This window comes from Sphingopyxis sp. 2PD (genome assembly GCF_005503695.1).
Classification (GTDB): domain Bacteria; phylum Pseudomonadota; class Alphaproteobacteria; order Sphingomonadales; family Sphingomonadaceae; genus Sphingopyxis.
Genome location: NZ_SCMU01000002.1, coordinates 69,613 through 88,147, shown reverse-complemented (window position 1 = coordinate 88,147; position 18,535 = coordinate 69,613). Strand labels below are relative to the sequence as shown.

Sequence of the window (18,535 nt, the reverse complement as noted above, 5' to 3'; positions counted from 1 at the left end):
ATTTAGCGGCGCGGCTGCCGTTAAGTATAAAGACGTCTTTTGAATTTGGGGCTTTCGGCCCGGATGGAGTTGACCCCGCATGTTTCCCGCAATCGGCATCGTCGTCCTGATCCTGCTGGTGTTCGGGGGTTTCGCTTTGACGGGCGGCAACCTTGGCCCCGTCATGCACGCCCTGCCGCACGAAATGCTGATCATCGGCGGCGCCGCGATCGGGTCGCTGATCATCGGCAATTCGGGCGCTGACCTCAAAGCCCTCGGCGGCGGCCTCGCCAAGGTGTTCAAGGGACCGCAGTATAAGAAGCAGGACTATCTCGATTGCATCCTGCTCGTCTCGACGCTGATGAAGATGATGCGGACCGAGGGGCCGGTCGCGGTCGAACCGCATATCGAGGATCCGAAAAACTCGGCGCTGTTCCAGCAATATCCCAAATTGCTGAAGGACGACACGCTGATCCACCTGATCTGCGACACGCTGCGCCTCGTCGTCGTGTCGTCGGGGACGCTCGATCCGCACGCGGTCGAGGACGTCATGGACGCCGCGCTCAAGAACCATCACCATCACGCGATCAAGCCCGCCGACGGTTTGCAGAATCTGGCCGACGCGCTCCCCGCGCTCGGCATTGTCGCCGCGGTGCTCGGCGTCGTGAAGACCATGGGGTCGATCGACAAGCCGCCCGAGATTCTGGGCGGCATGATCGGGTCGGCGCTCGTCGGCACCTTCCTTGGCGTGTTGCTCGCCTATGGCCTGGTCGGCCCGTTCGCGACGCGTGCGCGGACCGTGATCGAAGGCGATGGCGCGATCTATCACACGGTGAAGCAGCTGATCATTGCCTCGCTGCACGGTCATCCGCAGCCGCTGGTGATCGAGGCGGCGCGCTCGGGGGTCGAACATTCGAACCAGCCGAGCTTTGCCGAAGTGTTTGACGGGATGCGGGGTCGGTAATGGCAGCGCGTCCCAACACCCCGCCGCGCCCGATCATCGTCAAGAAGATCATTCAGGAGGCCCATGCCGGTCATCATGGCGGGGCGTGGAAGGTCGCCTATGCCGATTTCGTGACCGCAATGATGGCCTTTTTCCTGTTGATGTGGCTGCTTGGCGCCACGACCGAAAAGCAGCGCAAGGCACTCGCCGACTATTTCGCGCCGACGATCGTCCAGTCGAAACAGGACACGGCAGGATCGAACGGTTTCTTTGGCGGCGATTCGCTCGTCGCCGCGGACAAATATCCGCATGGTGCGGCACAGACCGGCACCAAATCGATGACGATCCCGCGCGACGCCACCGGCGGGCCCAAGGAAGCATCGGGCCGCGAGCGTGAGCGGCTGAAGTTCCAGCGCGTCGCCAAGGCGCTGACCGAACGGGTGCAGGCCAAGGGCGAACTCCGGCGCTTTGCGCGCAACCTGCGCTTCACCGAAACGATTGAAGGGCTGCGCATTGACGTGATCGACGACGCCGATTTTTCGATGTTCGCCATCGGCACCAGCCAGCTGACCCCCGCTGGCGTGCGGTTGTTCAGCGAAATTGCCGGACCGGTCGCCGAAATGCCGAACCAGGTCATGGTGCGCGGGCACACCGATGCCGCACCCTGGTCGGCCAAGTCGGGAACCAACAATTGGCGTCTGTCGGTCGACCGCGCCGAGGTCACGCGCCACTTCCTCGAGTATCGCGGGATCGACAAGACGCGCTTCCAGCGCATCGAAGGGGTCGCCGATCGCGAGCCCTATGTCCCCACCGACCGATTCGATCCGCGCAACCGCCGCATCTCGATCACCCTCGGCTGGCGCACCGCCTCAGGTAATTAGTGCCAATCTGGCAGCATATCGGATCGTTAATGACGCAATTGCGCCGCCATTACATCCAATCTGGCAATAACCCTTTGTTTTGAATGGGTTATGGCTGATTGGATAATCTTTTGTTTACCACTTTCGTCAATTTCTGGGTCCATCGAAAAGGCGCCGATTGGGGGGCGCGGTGGAGACCGAAATGACCGTGGGGCAGAATCATAACGCAGCGCTCGAGACGCTGATCATCGGCAGCAGCGCGGCAGCCGTGCAGCTGCGCGACATGATCCGCCGCGTCGCACGGTCCAACGCTTCGGTCATGCTCTGCGGCCCGTCGGGATCGGGCAAGGAACTTGTCGCCCGCGCCATCCACGACGAAGGTGTCCGTTCGGGCAAGGCCTTTTCCGCGATCAACTGCGGCGCGATCCCCGGCGACCTGATCGAATCCGAATTGTTTGGGCATGAAAAGGGCAGCTTCACCGGCGCCCATGCCCGCCGCATCGGCCATTTCGAAGCAAGCGAAGGCGGCACTTTGTTCCTCGATGAAATCGGCGACATGCGGTTCGACATGCAGGTCAAACTGCTCCGCGTGCTCGAAGAACGGACGATCGTCCGCGTCGGCAGCAGCGAGGTGAAGGCCGTCGACGTCCGCGTCATTTCGGCCACCCACCAGGATCTCGGCGCCGCGATCGCCGATGGCAAATTCCGCGAAGACCTGTTCTTCCGGCTCGGCGTGGTTGTGCTCCAGGTCCCCAGCCTGGCCAGCCGCGCCGAGGATATTCCCGCGCTCATCCGCCATTTCCAGCGCAAGATGCCGGGCGAAGCGAAATGCCGCTTCGACGCCGATGCGATGGCGCTGCTGATGCAGCACCGCTGGCCGGGCAATGTCCGCGAACTCCGGAATTTTGTCGAACGCGCCAGCGTGCTGCACGGCGGTGAAACGCTGGGCGCCGACGATGTCGCGATCCTTTTGAACCCCACCGCAGCGCTTGCGCCGCGGCAGGCTGTCCCCAGCAGCTTTGCCGCGGTGCAGGCCAGCGCGGATGAACCCGCCCCCGCGATGCCGCATGCCAAGGCACCCGCGCCGGGCCGCCCGATCGACCTCAAGCGCGAGATCGAGACGATCGAGCTCGAACAGATCCACGTCGCGCTCGACCTTGCCGACGGCATCATTTCCGAAGCCGCGCGCCTGCTGACGCTGAAGCGCACGACCTTGATCGAAAAGATGCGCAAATATGGGGTTCAGCAGCAGGCGGCCTGACCGGCGCCCGCGACACGAGTTTCAGCACCCGCTGAAAAATAGGGGGCTCTGGTCCGCCCCTGACCACCCGGCCGCCCGTCCCCACCCAGGGCGGCCGGGTACCCAGCGGGATCTTTTGAAACGGCATCGGCCCGCTCCCCCAACCCCGGGGAGCGGGCCGATACTGTTTCGAAGATGCGCGAGCGCGGTGGGTTCAGCGCAGCTGGCGCCACGCGGCGCTGACCGTCAGCACGCCGTCGAGCAGCTCGGCCAGCGCCTCGCCGTCATTCTGGGCCACCGACTCGTCGAGTTTGCGGCGCATGCTGCGATAGACGCGCGACAGCGATTCCGCGACATCGCCGCCGGCTTCGCGGTCGAGTCCGGCGTCGAGCCCGATCAGGATCGTTCGCGCACGGTGCGCGGGTTCGGTCGCCGAAATGCGCTGGCCCTGCCGCACCATCGATCCGAGCACGCCGATCGCGGTTTCCAGCTCGTCATAGAGCATCGTCACCAGCTCGATCGGATCGGCGGCGGCGGCGCGGCTTTCGTGCTGCAAGCGGCGATAGAGTCCGGTCGCCCGGACGGTCGAAGCGGTTGCCGTCACGTTCGATGTCCCTAATCATTGCCCTGGTTGGACCAGAGCTTGATCTGTTGTTCGAGATAGGTCTGCGTCGCCTTGAACGCCGCCAGCTTGGCGTCGAGCGCGCCATATTGTTTCTCCAGCCGGGCGCGATAGGCGTCTTCGCGTTCCTCGATCGCCTCGAGCCGGTCGGCCAGCGTTTCCTTCTGCGCCTGGAGCGACTTCGATACGCGGTCCATGGTGCCATTGGCGCCGACCGCCTTGTCGCGAATGGCGTCCAGCGCAAAGGCGATGCCGGGATCGCTGAATTCGGTGTGCGTCGCGTCGCGTCGCGGGTTGAACAAGGCTTCGACCGCTCCGGCATCGGCGGCCAGAACCTTGTCGAGCTTGCTATTGTCGATCGAAAGCAGCCCTTCCTTGGTCGTCGAGATGCCAATATCGGACAGCTTGTTGATGCTGCCGTGGCTCGAGATCACCTTGTGCAGCAGCCCGCCGAGTTCGCGTTCGAGTTCGCGCAGCGAGCTTGTCGCACCGGGCAGCTTCGACGCCGCCACCATGCTTTGCTTCAGCTGGTTGTACACCGCGACAAAGTCGCCGACGGTCTGCTTGATCATGTTCAGCGGGCGGCTGGCGCCGATGTCCACCGGCTGGCCCGGTGCCGCCTTTTTCAGCGTCAGCGACATGCCCGGCACGACGTCGTCGATGATGTTGTTCGCGCGGCTGAAGGCGACGCCGTCGATGGTGAATTCGGCATTGGCGGCGCTCTGGCCCAATGTCATCGTGCCCGTGCCAAAGGCGCTCAGCCCCGGGTCGGCGCCGGCGTCGGCGGTCAGCGTGAAGGCGCTTGCCGCCCCCGTCGGGCCTTTCAGGATCAGGCGGTGACCGCCGTCGTCGGCGATGATCGACGCGGTGACCCCGGCGCCGCTTGCGTTGATTGCATTGGCCAGTCCGTCGAGGCTGTTGTTCGCGGCGTCGATCGTGATCGTCTTGGCGACCCCGCCGACCGACAGCGTCATCGTGCCCGTGCCGATCGCGGCGGTGCGGTCGGCGACGACGCCCGAATAATTTGTTTGCGCCCTGGCAAGCTGGTTGACCACCACCGTGGCGGCAAAACTGTCGGCGGACAGCCCCGCGCGGCTGGTCGCGCCGAGCACGCTTTCGTCCGACACCGTCGGCGTGCTGCGCAAGGTGCCGTCGCTCACCATCTGGCTGAGCGAGTCGGCAAAGCCGTCGAGATCGGATCGCGCCTTTGCCAGCGCGCTGATCCGCGTCTGGTTCGCCTGCGTCAGCGTCGCCATATGCTTGATCTTGGGATCGCGCGACGCGTTCGACAGGTCGGTGACGAGCTGTTTGGTGTCGATGCCCGATCCAAAGCCGAGGCTGTTTGCAATTGAACTGACCATCGCGAAATATCCTTCGCACCTGTTAACGGCGGCGCGGCGGCGATTTTAAGCCTGGCGGCGACCGTCGGGATCGAAGCGATGCGTCGGCGGCACGTCGACCACCGGCTGCCCATGGCCTTCGGCAACCATGCGTTCGAGCTGAAAGACAAAGGCGAGCACGGTCGCAACCGCGACGAACAATTCGTCGGGAATCACGCGCCCCGCGCGCGCGGTGAAATAGATGGCGCGGGTCAGCGCCGGATATTCGAGCAGCGGGACATTGGCACCGCGCGCCAGCTCGCGGATCGCCAGCGCGACGTCGCCGCGCCCGCGCGCGACCACCACGGGGGCGGCGTCGATGCCGGGACGATAGCGCAGCGCGATCGAAAAATGGGTCGGGTTGGTCAGCACGACCGTCGCTTCGGACACCGCCTTGCGCGCCGAACCGCTCAGCATCTCGTGCGCGCGCTGGCGCTGCGCCTGCTTGAGCTCGGGGGCGCCGTCGGACTGGCGCATCTCTTCCTTCACTTCCTGCTTGCTCATCATCAGCCGCTTGTTGCGCTGGAACCATTGCGCCGGGACGTCGATCAGCGCGATGACGACCAGCCCGCCGGCCAGCACCAGCATGGCATGGCCGATCGCTTTACCGGCCTGCCCGATCGCGCCGAGCAGATCGGCCTGCGCCATCGTCATGATCGCGGGCAGGCTGCCATCGACCAGCCAGTAACCGATGGTGCCAAGCAGCAGGACCTTGGCCAGCGCCTTGCCGAGCTCAGTCGCGCCTTGCAGCCCGAACATGCGTTTGAACCCGGCCATCGGGTTCATCCGGTTGCCCTTGAATGCCAGCGCCTTGCTGCGCCAGCCGAACGAGCCGAGCAGCGCCGGCCCCGCGACCGCGGCGCCCAGCGCGAGCGCGAACAGGCTGGCGAGCGGGAGCAGGATTTCGACCCCGTTGCGCATCAGTGCCTCGGCGGGGGAAAAGTCGCTGACGTCGGCGGCGGTCAGCGTCAGCCCGCGGCGCACAAGGTCGCTCGCCGATTGGACGAACCAGCCGCCCGCCGCGACGATCCATCCGGCGGCGGCGAGCATCATCAGCGCGGTCGCCAGCTCGCGCGACATCAGCACATCGCCCTCGCGCGCCGAATCGGCCAGCTTCTTGGGCGTCGGCTTTTCGGTTTTCTGGTCCTGTTCGGGTTTGCTTGCCATGGCTTACAACCCCGCGAACATCCGCGCGCCGTCGAGCGCGTCGGACAAAATGCGGGCGATCGCTTCAGCCATCGCCGGGGTGGCGACGCCCAGCAGGACGATCCCGGCGAGCAGGGTCGCGGGAATGCCGACCGCGAACAGGTTGAGCGCGGGCGCCGATCGCCCGATGACGCCCATGATGATCTGAACCAGGATCAGGACAAAGCCGACCGGCATCGCGATCGTCAGCGCCGCGGCAAACATCAGGCTGCCGAACCGCAATATCCCGCCGATCGCCTCGAACGAGGGGAATGCATTGCCGGGCGGCAGCGCGACATAGCTGTCGACGATGATGCCGATCAGCACCAGATGGCCGTCGGCGGCCAGGAACAGGGCCGTGGCCATCATCGACAGGAACTGGCCGATCGCCGAGCTCGACGCACCGCTCAGGGGATCGACCATCGATGCAAAACCCAGCCCCATGGCGTTGCTGATCGCTTCACCGGCGAGCAGCGCGGCGGCGAGCCCCATTTGCAGGACAAAGCCGATGCCAAGCCCGATCACGACTTCGCCGATGATGAACAGCAGGCCGGGGACCGACACGATGCCTTCGGGGGGCAGCGCCATCCCCGATGCGGCGACCGCGGGAACGCCGACCGCCAGCGCGATCACCAGCCGCAGCTGGATCGGCACACTGGTCGCCCCGAACACCGGCGCGGCGATGAACGCGGCGCCGGGGCGGATCATCCCCAGCATCCATAGCTGGAGCATCGCCTCGATATTCGGGATGTCGGCGGGGTTCATCGACGTGCGGCTGTCTGTCGGGTGTCAACCGGCCTTCCCCCTTGATGGGGGAAGGATACGCAGCCTTGCCGCGACGCGGCTAGGCGAAGTTGGATGGGGGTGAGGGCGCGTCCTTGCACCATCGCTTCAGGCAGAGAGCGCACCCCCACCGCTGCGACTAAGCCAGCAAGCTGGCAAGTCTCGCTGCCTCCCCCATCAAGGGGGAGGAAAAGGGAGGTGGCGGGTCGAATCGACATGGTCCCTAGCGGACGACGTTGGGAATCTGCGCGAAGATGTCGCGGGTGAAATCGGTGAGCAGCACCAGGATGCTGCCGCCGAAGATCGCGAGGCAGATCGCCGCGACGATCAGTTTGGGGACAAAGGTCAGCGTCTGTTCGTTGATCGACGTCGCCGCCTGCACCATGCCGAGCAGCACCCCGATGACGAGCACCGGCAGCAGCAGCGGCGCTGAGGCGAGCGCGAGGATCCACAAGGATTGCTGCGCCATGCCGATGAAATAGTCGGTTTCCACGGCTTAGGTCCCGAACGAGGCGGCGAGCGAGCCCATCGTCAGCGCCCAGCCGTCGACGAGCACGAAGAGCAGCAGCTTGAACGGCATCGAGATGATCGTTGGCGACAGCATCATCATGCCGAGCGACATCAGCGCCGACGCCACGATCAGGTCGATGACGAGGAAGGGCAGGAAGATCAGGAAGCCGATCTGGAACGCGGTCTTGAGCTCGCTGGTGACAAAGGCCGGGAGCAGGATCGAGAACGGGACGTCCTTGGGGCTGGCATAGGCCGGTGCCTTGGCAATCTTGGCGAACATCATCAGGTCGGACTTGCGCGTCTGTGCCATCATGAAGCCATGGAGGGCGACCCCGGAGCGCGATACGGCTTCGCCGATATCGATCTGTTCCTGACCATAGGGTTCGATCGCGACGCGGTTCACTTCGCTGATCACCGGCTGCATCACGAACAGCGACAGGAACAGGCTCAAACCGACCAGCACCTGGTTCGGCGGCGTCTGTTGCAGGCCGAGCGCGTGGCGCAGGATCGACAAGACGATGATGATGCGCGTGAAGCTGGTCATCATCAGCAGCAGCGACGGCAGCACCGTCAGCAGGCTCATCAGCACCAGGATCTGCAACGACAGCGACAGCGGGCGGCCGTCGCCGCCAATGTCGTTCACCGCGCGGCTGAGCCCGTCGGCAGCTTGCGCATAGGCGGCGGGCGCTGCGACCAGCAGCGCGGCGCCGCCGGCGAGCGCTGCGGCGCGAAGCCAGAAACGGCGATCAGTCGACATGGAAATCCCCCTGCGCGTCGTCGGCGATGCGGGTGATCCCGTTACGCGACACCGCGACCAGGATCCGCTGACCGGCAAATTCGACCACCGCCAGCTTCGATCCCGGGCCCAGCGGCAGGACGTCGACCATTTCGACCGCGCGCGCCTTCGCCGCGCCGCCGACGAGCGGTACGCCCATCTGGACGCGCTTCCACAGCCACAGGCTGCCCCACGCCATGCCGCCGATCAGCGGCAGCAGGATGAGCAGGCGGAGGATATATTCGAACATCAGCCTCTCCGTTCAAAGCCTTCGAGGCCGCGCGCGGGCGCGACGACTTCGGCGACCTGGATGCCGTAACGACCATCGACGCTGACGATCTCGCCCTTCGCGATCAGCGTGCCGTTGGCATAGATGTCGAGCAGGTCGGTCGCGGCGCGGTCGAGTTCGATTACGCTGCCCTCGTCGATCGCGAGCAGCTCGGCGAGCGTCATCGAGGTCGATCCGACCTCGACCGACACGCGCAGCGACACCCCGGCGAGCAGGTCGAAATTGGGCGCCGCGGCGATATTCTTGCTGTCGCGGCGCTCGGTGCGCGGCGCCGTCGGCGCGTCACTCAGATCAGTCATGGTTCGGTCCTTTTTCGATTTGTTCGATCATGATGGCGGCATTGCCATTGGCTTCGCCGATGCTGCCGAGGGCAAAGCTGCGCCCGGCGACGGTTATCGGGACATGGCGCGGCATTCCGATCGGGATGATGTCCCCGACCGCGAGCGCCAGCAGTTTCACCAGGCTGATTTCGGGGCGCGCCAGAACCGAGCGGACGGGCAGGCGCACCTCGCGCAGCGTCTTGTGGAGCGCGCTCGCCCAGACCGGGTCGGCGTTGCCCGGGATTTCGGCGACCGGTTCGGCCCCGGCAATTCCGCGCAACGCGGCGAGCGGATAGGCGCAGGCGATCGTCCGCCCCTCGAGCGGCGCCCCGCGCAGGATGAAGCGCTGGACGAACAGCTCGTCGTCGGCGCGCACCGCGGCAAGCTTGGCGGGGTCGCCGGTCACGCAATCGAGCTCTGGCTCGAGGGTCAGCTTGTCGCCCCATGCTGCCGCGAGTTGCAGCCCCATGTCGCGGCCCAGCCGCGCCGCAAAGCGGTCTTCGGCATCGGTCAATTCTTCGCGCTCGCTGGCAAGGCTGCCCTTGCCACCATAAAAGATGTCGACGAGCTGGAGCAGCAACGGCCGCGGTGCGCCGAGCAACACCGGTCCCTTGAGCGGCGGCGCGTGGTAGCGCCAGAAGATCGCGGGAGCGCTCGCCGCGGTCCAGTCCGCGAAGCTCATCGTTTCGGCGCTCGCGCGTTCGACCTGCACCGATGGCACGCCGAGCGCGCGGATCAGGTCGCGGAGCGAGCGGGCGAACTGGACCGCGACGCTGTCGAGCGCCGGAAAGGCATAGCTGTCCGCAGCCTTGCGCAGCAGCAACGACGCCTTGGCGTCAGCCGCCTCGGTGGTCGGGGCGGCGGGCGGCTTTACGGCTTTGACGGATTTTTCGCGCACGCTCACTGGATCACCAGGCTCGTGAAATAGACATTGTCGATACCACCAAAACCCTCTTTCTCGCGCAGCACATCGTTGATCGCAGCGGTCAATTGCCGCTGCAGCCGTTGTTTCCCCTGCGATGTCGAGAGCAACGCCGGATCCTGTTCGGACAGGACCATAAGCACGACCGAGCGGATCGGCACGGCCTGGCGTTTGATATTATTGATAACCTTGCCGTCATAAAAGGTCGAAAGGCTGATACCCGCCTGCAAAAAGCCCGAACCGTCGGCGAGGTTGGTCGTGAAGGCATCGGGGATCGCAAAGTAAGTGACGTCATATTTGCGCGGGTCGACCTTGAAGCGGTCGTTGGGCACCGACACGGTGCCGACCTTCGGTGCGGCTTCCTTGTCTTCGCCCTCGGTGGCGGCGGGTTCCTCGCCGGTGCTGCGCAGGACGAGCTTGGGATAATTATCCTCGGGCTTGGCCTCGTGCGCCGACAGCGCGCCGAAATAGATGCCCGCGCCCGCCCCGGCGCCGATCAGTGCCACGGCGCTGACGCCGATGAACAGCAGCTTCTTGAACTTGCCCTTCTTCTTGGGCGCGGCTTCGTCTTTTTCCTTGCTCATGCTTCTACCCTTTGTGGTCAGGCAAAGCGGCCGCGGCGGTCGGCGGCCTCTTCGGGATCACGCGCCTTCACGCGTTCGGTAACGGTTTCGATCAGATGGCTGACATCCTGCGCGGCGCCCCGGGCCTGGCCCTGCGACTGGCCCTGCATCTGGCGCCCCGTGTCGCCGGGGGTGCAGGTCACTTCGCTGCCGGTCACGCGGACGCCCTGCTGGCGCAGGTCTTCGACCAGGCGGCCCTGCGCAGCGGTGACGATGGTCGCGGTCGCTTCATGCTGGGTGTCGAGCTTCAGCGCCACGCCCTCGTCACCCACGAGCATCGCGACGTCGAGGCGGCCCAGGTGCCGCGGCATCAGGCGAAAACTGATGTCGCCGCTGTCCGACTTGGTTGCCGCGATGTCGTGCGCCAGCTGGTCGATCCATGCGCCATCGCTGGCGAGGTCGAGCACGCGTTCGGCGATCGTGACCGGCGCTGCGGCGCTGGCCAGCGTCGCAGCCCCCGTGCTCGTCGGCTGCGCGAACTGGACCGTCATGGCCGGTGCGACTTCGGTGGGCTTGGCCGCGACCGCTTCGCCAGCGATAACCGCCGGGCCCGGCTGCGGCGCGGCGCGCGGCTTGCTCGCCGCTGGCGCCGCGATCGCGCTTTCGATCTCGGGCGCCACGCGCGTGGCCTCGGCGCTGCGCGGTTTGTCTGCGGCGGGGGCGGAGGCGGTGGCGACGGTCGCGGCGGTCGGTGCCGTGTCGGCGACCGGAAGCTTGCCGGGCTCGCTCGCCTTCATCGGCTTGCCCTGGCTAGCCGCAGCCTCGGGCGCTGCAACGACCACCGCAGCGACGACCGCCGCAGCGGCAGGCGATGCCGCGACCGACGGCGCGGCGGGTGGCGGGGCTGGCGTCGCGGCAAGTGTTTCGGGCGCCGCCGCCGTTTCGGCAGGCTTGGCAACACCGCTGCCGGTTTCCGCCACTGCTTTGCCGTCGGTCGGGGCTTCGGTGTCGAGCGCCTTGAGCGGCTTTGTTTCGGGCTTAGCGGCGCTGCCGTTCAACACGATCAGCAGTTTCGCCGCCGATGCCGCGGCGGTGTCGGCGTCGGTCGTGGACGCAGCGTCCCTGGTCATGGCCGTCGGCGCTTCGGCGGTAGTTTCCGGGGCAACGACGTCGCCCGCAGCCGCCGCCGGGGCGACCACGACCGCCGCTACAACCGCAGCCGCCGCTGGCGTCACCGGCGTCATCGGCATTTCCGACGCTGCGCTCGTCACGGGCGTCGCCGTCATCATGGGCGTCACGGCCATTGCCGGCGCCACCGTCATCGCGGGGATCGCCGGTGCCGCCGCGGCTCCGGACGGCGCAGGCGAAACCGATGCCGCAGGCGCGGCCTTGACCCCCGCGCCATCGACCTTCGGCACGGCAGCGAGCAATTGCTCAAAGCCACCGTCTTCGCCGCTGCCGCTCGGCGTCTGGCCGATCGTGCTCAGGAAGGCAGCAAAGCCCGCGGGCATCGATGCCTGCGGATTGGGGAGGGAAGCCGCGCCCATCATGCCGCGCCGCCTTCGATCAGGCGCAGGCGCATGCCGCCGCGCGCGCGGTGCGGGCGGTTGGCGTCGCGGCGGCGCTCGGCTTCGGCTTCGGCCGATTTGCGGCTGCGTTCGTACAGGCGGACCGCCGATTCTTCCTTGGCCATCGCGCTTTGCGCCAGCATTCCGGCCTGGTCGCGGCGGGCGCTGGCGTTCACCAGCGGCGCGGTCAGATTTTCCTGCGCGATGTCGAGCCGCATCGCGAGCTCGCCGATCGTGTTGAGCGCGCCGCCCGCGACGGCACCCTTGGCCATCGCCAGATCGACGCGCAGCGTTTCGAGCCGCTTGGCCAGCTCGACCAGGCTGGCGAGTTCGCCCGTGGCGCGCGCGAGATTCGCTTCGGCCATCTGATGTTCGACGGTGCGCACGCGGATGATGCGTTTGCGGCGTGCGGTGCGGGCGGTCATGCGGAATATCCTTCAATCAGGGTCTGGCGGGAAATGTCGAAATCGACCTGCACCTTGGCGGGCTGGGTTACGAAGGCGAGCTGGTCGGCATGGCGCGCGATCGCGGTGTCGAGCACCGGATCGCCGCCGGCGACATAGGCGCCCATCAGCATCAGATCGCGATTCTCTTCATACGCCGACCACAGCTGGCGAAAGCGCGCGGCGGCGGCGGCATGTTCGGGATCGACCGTGTCGACCATCGTGCGCGACAGCGACCGCGCGACGTCGATCGCGGGATAGACGCCCTGTTCGGCCAGCTGGCGCGACAGGATGATATGGCCGTCGACGATCGCGCGCGCCGAATCGACGACGGGATCGTCGATGTCGCCGCCGTCGGCGAGGACGGTGTAGAGCGCGGTGATCGACCCGCCGGTTTCGCGGTCGATGCCCGCGCGTTCGCAGAGCGAGGGGATCAGCGCGAACACCGACGGCGGATAACCCTTCATCGTCGGCGGTTCGCCCAATGTCAGCCCGATCTCGCGCTGCGCATGCGCAACGCGGGTCAGGCTGTCGATCAGCAGCAGCACCTTCTTGCCGTCGGCGCGAAACGCCTCGGCGATCGCGGTGGCGCGCATCGCGGCGCGCAGGCGCAGCAGCGGCGGATGGTCGGCTGGAACCGCGACCACCACCGACTTCTTGCGGACTTCGGGCGGCAGCTTGGTTTCGACGAAATCGCTGACTTCGCGGCTGCGTTCGCCGATCAGCCCGACGACGATGACGTCGCATTCGGTCCCGGCGATCATCTGGCCCATCAGCACCGATTTGCCGACGCCCGACCCCGCGATGATCGCGACGCGCTGACCCTCGCCGACGGTCAGCAGCGCGTTGATCGCGCGCACGCCCATGTTGAGCGGACGGGTGACGCGGCCACGGCGCAGCGGATTGACCTTGCGCCCGGCGAGCGGCCACTGGAACTGCGACTTGATCGGCGGACGCCCGTCGAGCGGATTGCCCTGTGCGTCGATGATCCGGCCAAGCAGCGCCTTGCCGCATGCGACCATCGAGCTCGCGCCATGCGGTTCGACCGGCGCGCCGGTGACCAGCGGCATATTGGTGTCGAACGGCAGGACCAGGCTGCTCTGGCCGCGAAAGCCGACAACCTCGCCATAGACATAATCATTGTTCGCCGACTTGATCCGGACATTGCTGCCCAGCGGCTGCGGAAAGCCCGACACTTCGAGCATGATGCCCTCGTGCGAGACGAGGGTGCCGATGCGGCGCGGGCTGGCGCCCGTCAGGTCGATCGGGTCGAGCAACTGCTGCGCAGAGAGGGCAAGGCGGCGCGTCATGGGGCAGCCCCTTCGCCCAGCGCAACGCGCAGTTCGTCGAGATAGACGGCGCGGCCATGCTCGATCCAGCCGGTCGAGGTTTCGATGCGGACGGTCCCGCGCATCATGCCCGGGTCGCTGGCGAGCGCCAGCGGTAGAGCGCAATCGCTCAGCAGCGCGGCATCGTCGGGGTGAACGCACAAGGTCCGCGCCTTGTCGGCGTCGGCGACCATCGCCGCGGCGGTCTCGGCCTGCGCCTGCAGCCACGCGGCGTCGATCGGGGCGTCGGCGACGATCTGATGCACCAGCCGTTCGACGGTGTGCGCGATCAGCTGCGCCAATTCTTCGCTCGGTTCGTCCTGCAACGCTTCGGCCCCGGCGAGCAGCGCGAGCAGTTGGTGGCGTTCGGCGACATAGGCTGCTTCGGCGACGCGTTGCCCTTCGGCCAGACCGCGAGCGAACGGGTCGTCGAGGTCGAGTTCGGCGGGACCGCTCGCGGCGGGCTGCGGCGGGCGGGGACTGCCGTCGAAGGCGAGCGGACGAAAACCGCTGCTGCGCGCCATCGCCGCGGCCAGGGTGACGGGGGCAAAGCCGGTTTCGGCGGTGCGATCAGACATAATCGTCGCCCCCGCCCGCGATCATGATCTCGCCCGACGCGGCCATCTGGCGGACGATCGTCATGATGCTCTTTTGCGCATCGTCGACGTCGGCGCGCTTGACCATCGTCATTTCGGCCATTTCGTCGCGGATCGTTTCCGACGCGCGCTGCGACATGGTCGACAGGCACAGGTCGATCATCTCGTCGTCGGTGCCCTTCAGCGCGACCGCCAGCTGCGCCGCGTCGACCGAACGCAGGACCGAACCCAGGCTCTTCTTGTCGAGATCGCGCAGATTTTCGAAGATGAACATTTCTTCCTCGATCGCCTGGGCGAGCTGCTTGTCGGTCTTCTTGAGCGCGCGGATCGTGCGTTCGCTCAGCGACTTCGGCATCTTCTTCATGATCTTGGCGACGTCGCTCGGGCCGCCGATCGCCTGTTTGGCGACGCGCTGGCCATCGACATTGGCGCTCGCGAGCACCGATTCCAGATCCTCGATCGCCGCGGCGGGGACCGAGGTCAGCATCGCGGCGCGGAGCACCAGATCGGCCTGCAGGATTTCGTCGAGCGTTTCGATGGCGCGCGCGGCGACATCGGGGACCAGCACCGACAGGATCAGCGCGCCGACCTGCGGATGTTCCTGCGCCAGCAGCCCGCTGATTGCATCGACATCCATCCAGCGGAGAATCTCGAGCGACGCGGCGCTGCGCTGCGGCGCGACCGCGGCCAGGATATTGTCGGCGCGGACGTTGCCGACGGCCTGGTTGATGACGGTCCGGATGCGGACGTCGGCGCCGATCGCCAGCGCGCTGACATCGCGGCTGCGCACGACGAAACGGTCGAGCGCCTGGCCGATCTGCTGTTCGCTGGCGTTGGCGGTGTCGAACATCGATTTCGCCAGCTGGCGAACTTCGTCGGGCTCCAGATGCTTCAGGATTGTCGCGGCTTCATTTTCGTCGAGCAGCATCAGCAGGATCGCGGCGGCCGACGATCCTTCGATGGTCTGGTTGGCAGGCGGCGCCATGGTTTCGGCGGCATCAGGCACGGGCGCCCTCCTGCATCAGCTGGCGGACGACGAGCGCGGCGCGGGCCGAATCCTGGCGGACAAAGGCGCGGACCAGGTTGGCGCGCGTTTCATAGCTTGGCGCCTGTTCGATCATCTCCAGCGTGATCTCGCGGCCCGCGGCGGGGCTGGCGAGCGCGGGACGTCCGTCGGTCGCGGCGAGCAGGCTTTCCTCGAGCGCCGCATTGCGTTCGGCGCGTTCGGCGGCGCGCGCCTTGGCGGCGCGGATCAGCGGGCGACCGATGAACAGGAAGGCGAGCAGCGCGGCGAGGATCGCGCCGACCTGCTTGACCAGCGGCAGGAACCACGCCTGATCATAGAAAGCCGGTTCCTCGGTTTCGACCTGGACGAAGGGCCGCTGGCTGATCGCGACCTGATCGCCGCGGGTGGCGTCGAACCCGATCGCGCCTTTGACCAGGCTGTCGATCTTGGTCATGTCGGCCTGGGTCAGCGCCTTCTTGCCCTGATTGAGCGCGACCGCGACCGAGACGCGGCGCAGCTTGCCCTGCGGCGAATGCGTCACCGAAATCTCGCGGCCGACTTCAAAGGCGCGCGCGGCATTTTCATTGCTCGCCGTTTCGGGGGCCGCGCCGGCGGTGGGTGTCGGGGTCGGTGCATTGGCGGTGACCGTCGTCGCCTGCGGCGGCTGGTTCGACAGCGCACCGGGGATGCCGACCGCGGCGGGCGGCGCGCCCTGACCGCTGACGGTGCGCGTGATCTGTTCGCTGGTCATCGCGCGATCATTTTCGGGAAAGCTTTCACGCGTCGCCTGGCTTTCGGACATGTCGACGTCGGCGTGGACCTCGACGCTGTAATTGCCGACGCCGAGCATCGGGCCGAGCAAGGTGTCGAGCGCGCGGCGGAACCGGTCCTCGACCTGCACCTGCAACTGGAACGCCTTCATGTCGCTGCCCGATGCGGTGTCGGACAACAGCGCGCCGCGCTGGTCGATCACCGAAACCTGATCGGCGTTCATGCCGGGGACCGACGACGCGACGAGGAAGCGGATCGCCTGCACCTGGCCATCGCTCAGCGAGCGGCCGTTCTGCAGCGTCAGCATCACCGACGCGGTCGACGGCTTGTCGTCGCGGACGAACAGGCTGGGCTCGGCAGCGGCGACATGGACGCGCGCGCTTTTGACGGCGTCGATCGTCTCGATCGTGCGGGCAAGGTCGGCCTCGCGCGCCGACCGCAGCGCTTCGCCCTCGATCGCGCGGCTCGACCCCATCGGCAGCGCCGCGATCAGGCTGTCGCCGCTCGGCGCCGCCTTGGGCAGGCCTTGCCCGGCCAGCGCGATGCGCGCCTGGTGCAATTTGTCGGCATCGACGGTCAGCGCGCCGGTGCTCGCGTCGATGCTGTGCGCGATGCCCTGCGTCTGCAGTGCGTCGGCGACGGCGGCCTTGTCGCTGTCGTCCAGCCCGGCGAACAGCTGCGCCTGCGGGGCCGACTGCATGGTGAACCAGGCGAGCGCGGCGATGCCGATCGCCGACGTCATGGCAATTGCGGGCAGCGCGCGCTGTACCGCGGGCTGGCGGACGAAGCTGGTCAGCGGCGCAAGGCGGTTGCCCGCCGCGGGGGCGGGCAGGCGGTTTGCATGGCCATCGTCGACGGGCGAAAGGATCTGGGTATCGGCCATGGATTACACCGGCATGTTCATGATGTCGCGGTACGCGGACAGCAGCTTGTTGCGGACCTGCAACGTCGTTTCGAACCCCAGCGAGGCTTTCTGGCGCTCGATCATCACGCTGACGATGTCGTGGGTGTCGCCGCGCTCATAGGCTTCGGTGATCGCGCTCGCCTTCGACTGCTGGGCGTTGACCTGTTGCAGCGCATTGTTGATCGCCGCGCCGAAATCGGGGGTTCCGCCAGCGCCCTCGACGCCGCCCTCGACGCCGCCGATGCCGCCGCGACCGGCGGCGCGTTGCAGCGCCTGGTTCTGATTGAGGATCGAACTGCGCATCTGCAGCAGTCGGCTCGGGTCAATCGTGCTCATTGCTTTCCATCCGTCCTGAGCGCAGCGGTGCGCCGTACGCAAAGAACCATGCAAAGCTCATGCCAAAAAAATTAATTGTTATATTTCAATATTTTGAATTGTAACGAAGGTCGCCGTAAACAACCTTCGGCATTTTTTTGACGGCGCGGCCTTAAGCGCCTCGACCGCCCGCCGTTACTGCTTTTCGTGACCGCTCCTCGAGCCCTCACATCACGGGAATGGCCATCGAGGCCGGAAAGGAACAAAGATGACTGTCATCAACACGAATGTGAGCGCGCTTCGCGCCCAGAATAACTCGCGCGTTGCGGGCAAAATGCAGTCGCAGGCGATGGAACGCCTGTCGAGCGGCAAGCGCATCAACAGCGCCAAGGACGACGCCGCCGGCCTCGCCGTTGCGACGCGCATGTCGGCTGCTTCGCGTGGCTTCACGCAGGCGATCCGCAACGCCAACGACGGCATTTCGCTCGCCCAGACCGCCGACAGCGGCGCCGCCAGCATTTCGGACATCCTCGTCCGCATGCGTGAACTGGCGATGCAGGCTTCGAACGGCACGCTCGCCGACGCCGACCGTACGCTGGTTCAAGAGGAAGTTACCGCGCTGATTTCGCAGATTGGCGACATCACGACGCAGACGACCTTCAACGGCAACGCGCTGCTCAACGGCAGCGTCGCGACCGGCTTTGACATCCAGACCGGCATCAACAGCGGCGAAAACGTGAACATCACGGTCGCCAGCCTGACCGCCACCTCGCTGGGCGTCAACGCCCTGTCGGTCGCCACGGCCGCCGGCGCCACCGGTGCCCTGGCAACGCTCGACACCGCGATCACCACGGTCGCCACCGAACGCGCCAACCTCGGTGCGCAGCAGAACCGTCTGAGCGCAGCTGTCGATAATTTGACGGCCCGCGTCACCAATCTGGACGAATCGCGCTCGCGCATCGAAGACGCCGACTTCTCGGCGGAATCGACGAAGCTGGCCGCGGCCGGGATCCTGTCGCAGGCATCGACCGCGATGCTCGCCCAGGCGAACCAGAGCCAGCAGGGCGTGATGAACCTGCTCCGCGGCTAACATCCGCGAACGACTTTCAGGCTATATTCGGTTGGTCCCTTAGATAGCCTGATCCGATGCCCCGGCCCCCACAGCCGGGGCATCAACTTTTTTGCGCGAAGGCGCGGTACCAGCCCGCTCCCGGCGCCAGCCGGAAAACAAACG

General features: G+C 66.5%; 21 protein-coding genes. 4 read left to right on the top strand and 17 right to left on the bottom strand.

Annotated features, from left to right (window positions below; all coding sequences use genetic code 11):
* Positions 1–79 precede the first annotated feature (79 nt).
* The 3 genes from motA to FFS18_RS02130 all read left to right on the top strand — a co-directional run bounded on the left by motA (position 80) and on the right by FFS18_RS02130 (position 3,043).
* Positions 80–943, top strand: coding sequence for a flagellar motor stator protein MotA (gene motA / locus FFS18_RS02140; RefSeq protein WP_137869587.1), 864 nt, complete (start codon positions 80–82; stop codon positions 941–943).
* On the top strand, positions 943–1,803 hold the full coding sequence (locus FFS18_RS02135; RefSeq protein WP_137869586.1) for a flagellar motor protein MotB: 861 nt from the start codon (positions 943–945) through the stop codon (positions 1,801–1,803). Before motA ends, FFS18_RS02135 begins: the two co-directional genes overlap by 1 nt.
* Before the next feature lie 181 nt (positions 1,804–1,984).
* Positions 1,985–3,043: a sigma-54 interaction domain-containing protein gene (locus tag FFS18_RS02130; RefSeq protein WP_137869585.1), complete on the top strand. Its 1,059-nt coding sequence runs from the start codon at positions 1,985–1,987 to the stop codon at positions 3,041–3,043.
* A 193-nt stretch (positions 3,044–3,236) separates the two neighbouring features.
* Here the strand turns inward: FFS18_RS02130 and FFS18_RS02125 are convergent, their stop codons facing one another.
* The 17 genes from FFS18_RS02125 to fliE form a co-directional block, all read right to left on the bottom strand.
* Complete coding sequence (locus FFS18_RS02125) at positions 3,237–3,626, bottom strand: flagellar export chaperone FliS (protein WP_120217601.1); 390 nt, start codon at positions 3,624–3,626, stop codon at positions 3,237–3,239.
* A gap of 11 nt (positions 3,627–3,637) precedes the next feature.
* Entirely contained in the window at positions 3,638–5,005 is a 1,368-nt protein-coding gene (gene fliD / locus FFS18_RS02120; protein WP_137869584.1) for a flagellar filament capping protein FliD, read from the bottom strand.
* A gap of 45 nt (positions 5,006–5,050) precedes the next feature.
* A complete protein-coding gene (locus FFS18_RS02115) occupies positions 5,051–6,190 on the bottom strand; it encodes an EscU/YscU/HrcU family type III secretion system export apparatus switch protein (protein ID WP_137869583.1) in 1,140 nt (379 codons plus the stop codon).
* A gap of 3 nt (positions 6,191–6,193) precedes the next feature.
* Entirely contained in the window at positions 6,194–6,973 is a 780-nt protein-coding gene (gene fliR, locus FFS18_RS02110; RefSeq protein WP_120217598.1) for a flagellar biosynthetic protein FliR, read from the bottom strand.
* 241 nt (positions 6,974–7,214) lie between these two features.
* Positions 7,215–7,460 (bottom strand): flagellar biosynthetic protein FliQ, encoded by a 246-nt coding sequence (locus tag FFS18_RS02105; RefSeq protein WP_088440544.1) that lies wholly within the window; start codon positions 7,458–7,460, stop codon positions 7,215–7,217.
* Between the two features lie 27 nt (positions 7,461–7,487).
* Complete coding sequence (gene fliP, locus FFS18_RS02100) at positions 7,488–8,258, bottom strand: flagellar type III secretion system pore protein FliP (protein ID WP_120217595.1); 771 nt, start codon at positions 8,256–8,258, stop codon at positions 7,488–7,490.
* Positions 8,248–8,526: a flagellar biosynthetic protein FliO gene (locus FFS18_RS02095; RefSeq protein WP_120217594.1), complete on the bottom strand. Its 279-nt coding sequence runs from the start codon at positions 8,524–8,526 to the stop codon at positions 8,248–8,250. Before FFS18_RS02095 ends, fliP begins: the two co-directional genes overlap by 11 nt.
* Positions 8,526–8,864, bottom strand: coding sequence for a flagellar motor switch protein FliN (gene fliN / locus FFS18_RS02090; protein ID WP_120217593.1), 339 nt, complete (start codon positions 8,862–8,864; stop codon positions 8,526–8,528). The genes FFS18_RS02095 and fliN overlap by 1 nt, the downstream gene beginning before the upstream one ends.
* Complete coding sequence (locus FFS18_RS02085; protein ID WP_137869582.1) at positions 8,857–9,789, bottom strand: FliM/FliN family flagellar motor switch protein; 933 nt, start codon at positions 9,787–9,789, stop codon at positions 8,857–8,859. Before FFS18_RS02085 ends, fliN begins: the two co-directional genes overlap by 8 nt.
* Positions 9,786–10,391 carry a flagellar basal body-associated FliL family protein gene (locus FFS18_RS02080; protein ID WP_137869581.1) on the bottom strand — a complete coding sequence of 202 codons (606 nt, stop codon included), beginning with the start codon at positions 10,389–10,391 and terminating at the stop codon, positions 9,786–9,788. Before FFS18_RS02080 ends, FFS18_RS02085 begins: the two co-directional genes overlap by 4 nt.
* Positions 10,392–10,408: 17 nt before the next feature.
* Entirely contained in the window at positions 10,409–11,920 is a 1,512-nt protein-coding gene (locus FFS18_RS02075) for a flagellar hook-length control protein FliK (RefSeq protein ID WP_137869580.1), read from the bottom strand.
* Positions 11,917–12,363, bottom strand: coding sequence for a hypothetical protein (locus tag FFS18_RS02070; protein WP_120217589.1), 447 nt, complete (start codon positions 12,361–12,363; stop codon positions 11,917–11,919). Before FFS18_RS02070 ends, FFS18_RS02075 begins: the two co-directional genes overlap by 4 nt.
* Positions 12,360–13,691, bottom strand: coding sequence for a FliI/YscN family ATPase (locus tag FFS18_RS02065; protein ID WP_120217588.1), 1,332 nt, complete (start codon positions 13,689–13,691; stop codon positions 12,360–12,362). The genes FFS18_RS02070 and FFS18_RS02065 overlap by 4 nt, the downstream gene beginning before the upstream one ends.
* On the bottom strand, positions 13,688–14,287 hold the full coding sequence (locus tag FFS18_RS02060) for a FliH/SctL family protein (RefSeq protein ID WP_137869579.1): 600 nt from the start codon (positions 14,285–14,287) through the stop codon (positions 13,688–13,690). Before FFS18_RS02060 ends, FFS18_RS02065 begins: the two co-directional genes overlap by 4 nt.
* Positions 14,280–15,311: a flagellar motor switch protein FliG gene (fliG, locus tag FFS18_RS02055; RefSeq protein WP_232014738.1), complete on the bottom strand. Its 1,032-nt coding sequence runs from the start codon at positions 15,309–15,311 to the stop codon at positions 14,280–14,282. Before fliG ends, FFS18_RS02060 begins: the two co-directional genes overlap by 8 nt.
* Positions 15,304–16,965, bottom strand: a complete 1,662-nt coding sequence (fliF, locus tag FFS18_RS02050; protein ID WP_120217586.1) for a flagellar basal-body MS-ring/collar protein FliF — start codon at positions 16,963–16,965, stop codon at positions 15,304–15,306. The genes fliG and fliF overlap by 8 nt, the downstream gene beginning before the upstream one ends.
* Positions 16,966–16,968: 3 nt before the next feature.
* Complete coding sequence (fliE, locus tag FFS18_RS02045) at positions 16,969–17,322, bottom strand: flagellar hook-basal body complex protein FliE (RefSeq protein ID WP_120217585.1); 354 nt, start codon at positions 17,320–17,322, stop codon at positions 16,969–16,971.
* A gap of 247 nt (positions 17,323–17,569) precedes the next feature.
* Here fliE and FFS18_RS02040 point away from each other — a divergent pair, with 247 nt between their 5' ends.
* A complete protein-coding gene (locus FFS18_RS02040; protein ID WP_120217584.1) occupies positions 17,570–18,391 on the top strand; it encodes a flagellin N-terminal helical domain-containing protein in 822 nt (273 codons plus the stop codon).
* Positions 18,392–18,535 lie beyond the last annotated feature (144 nt).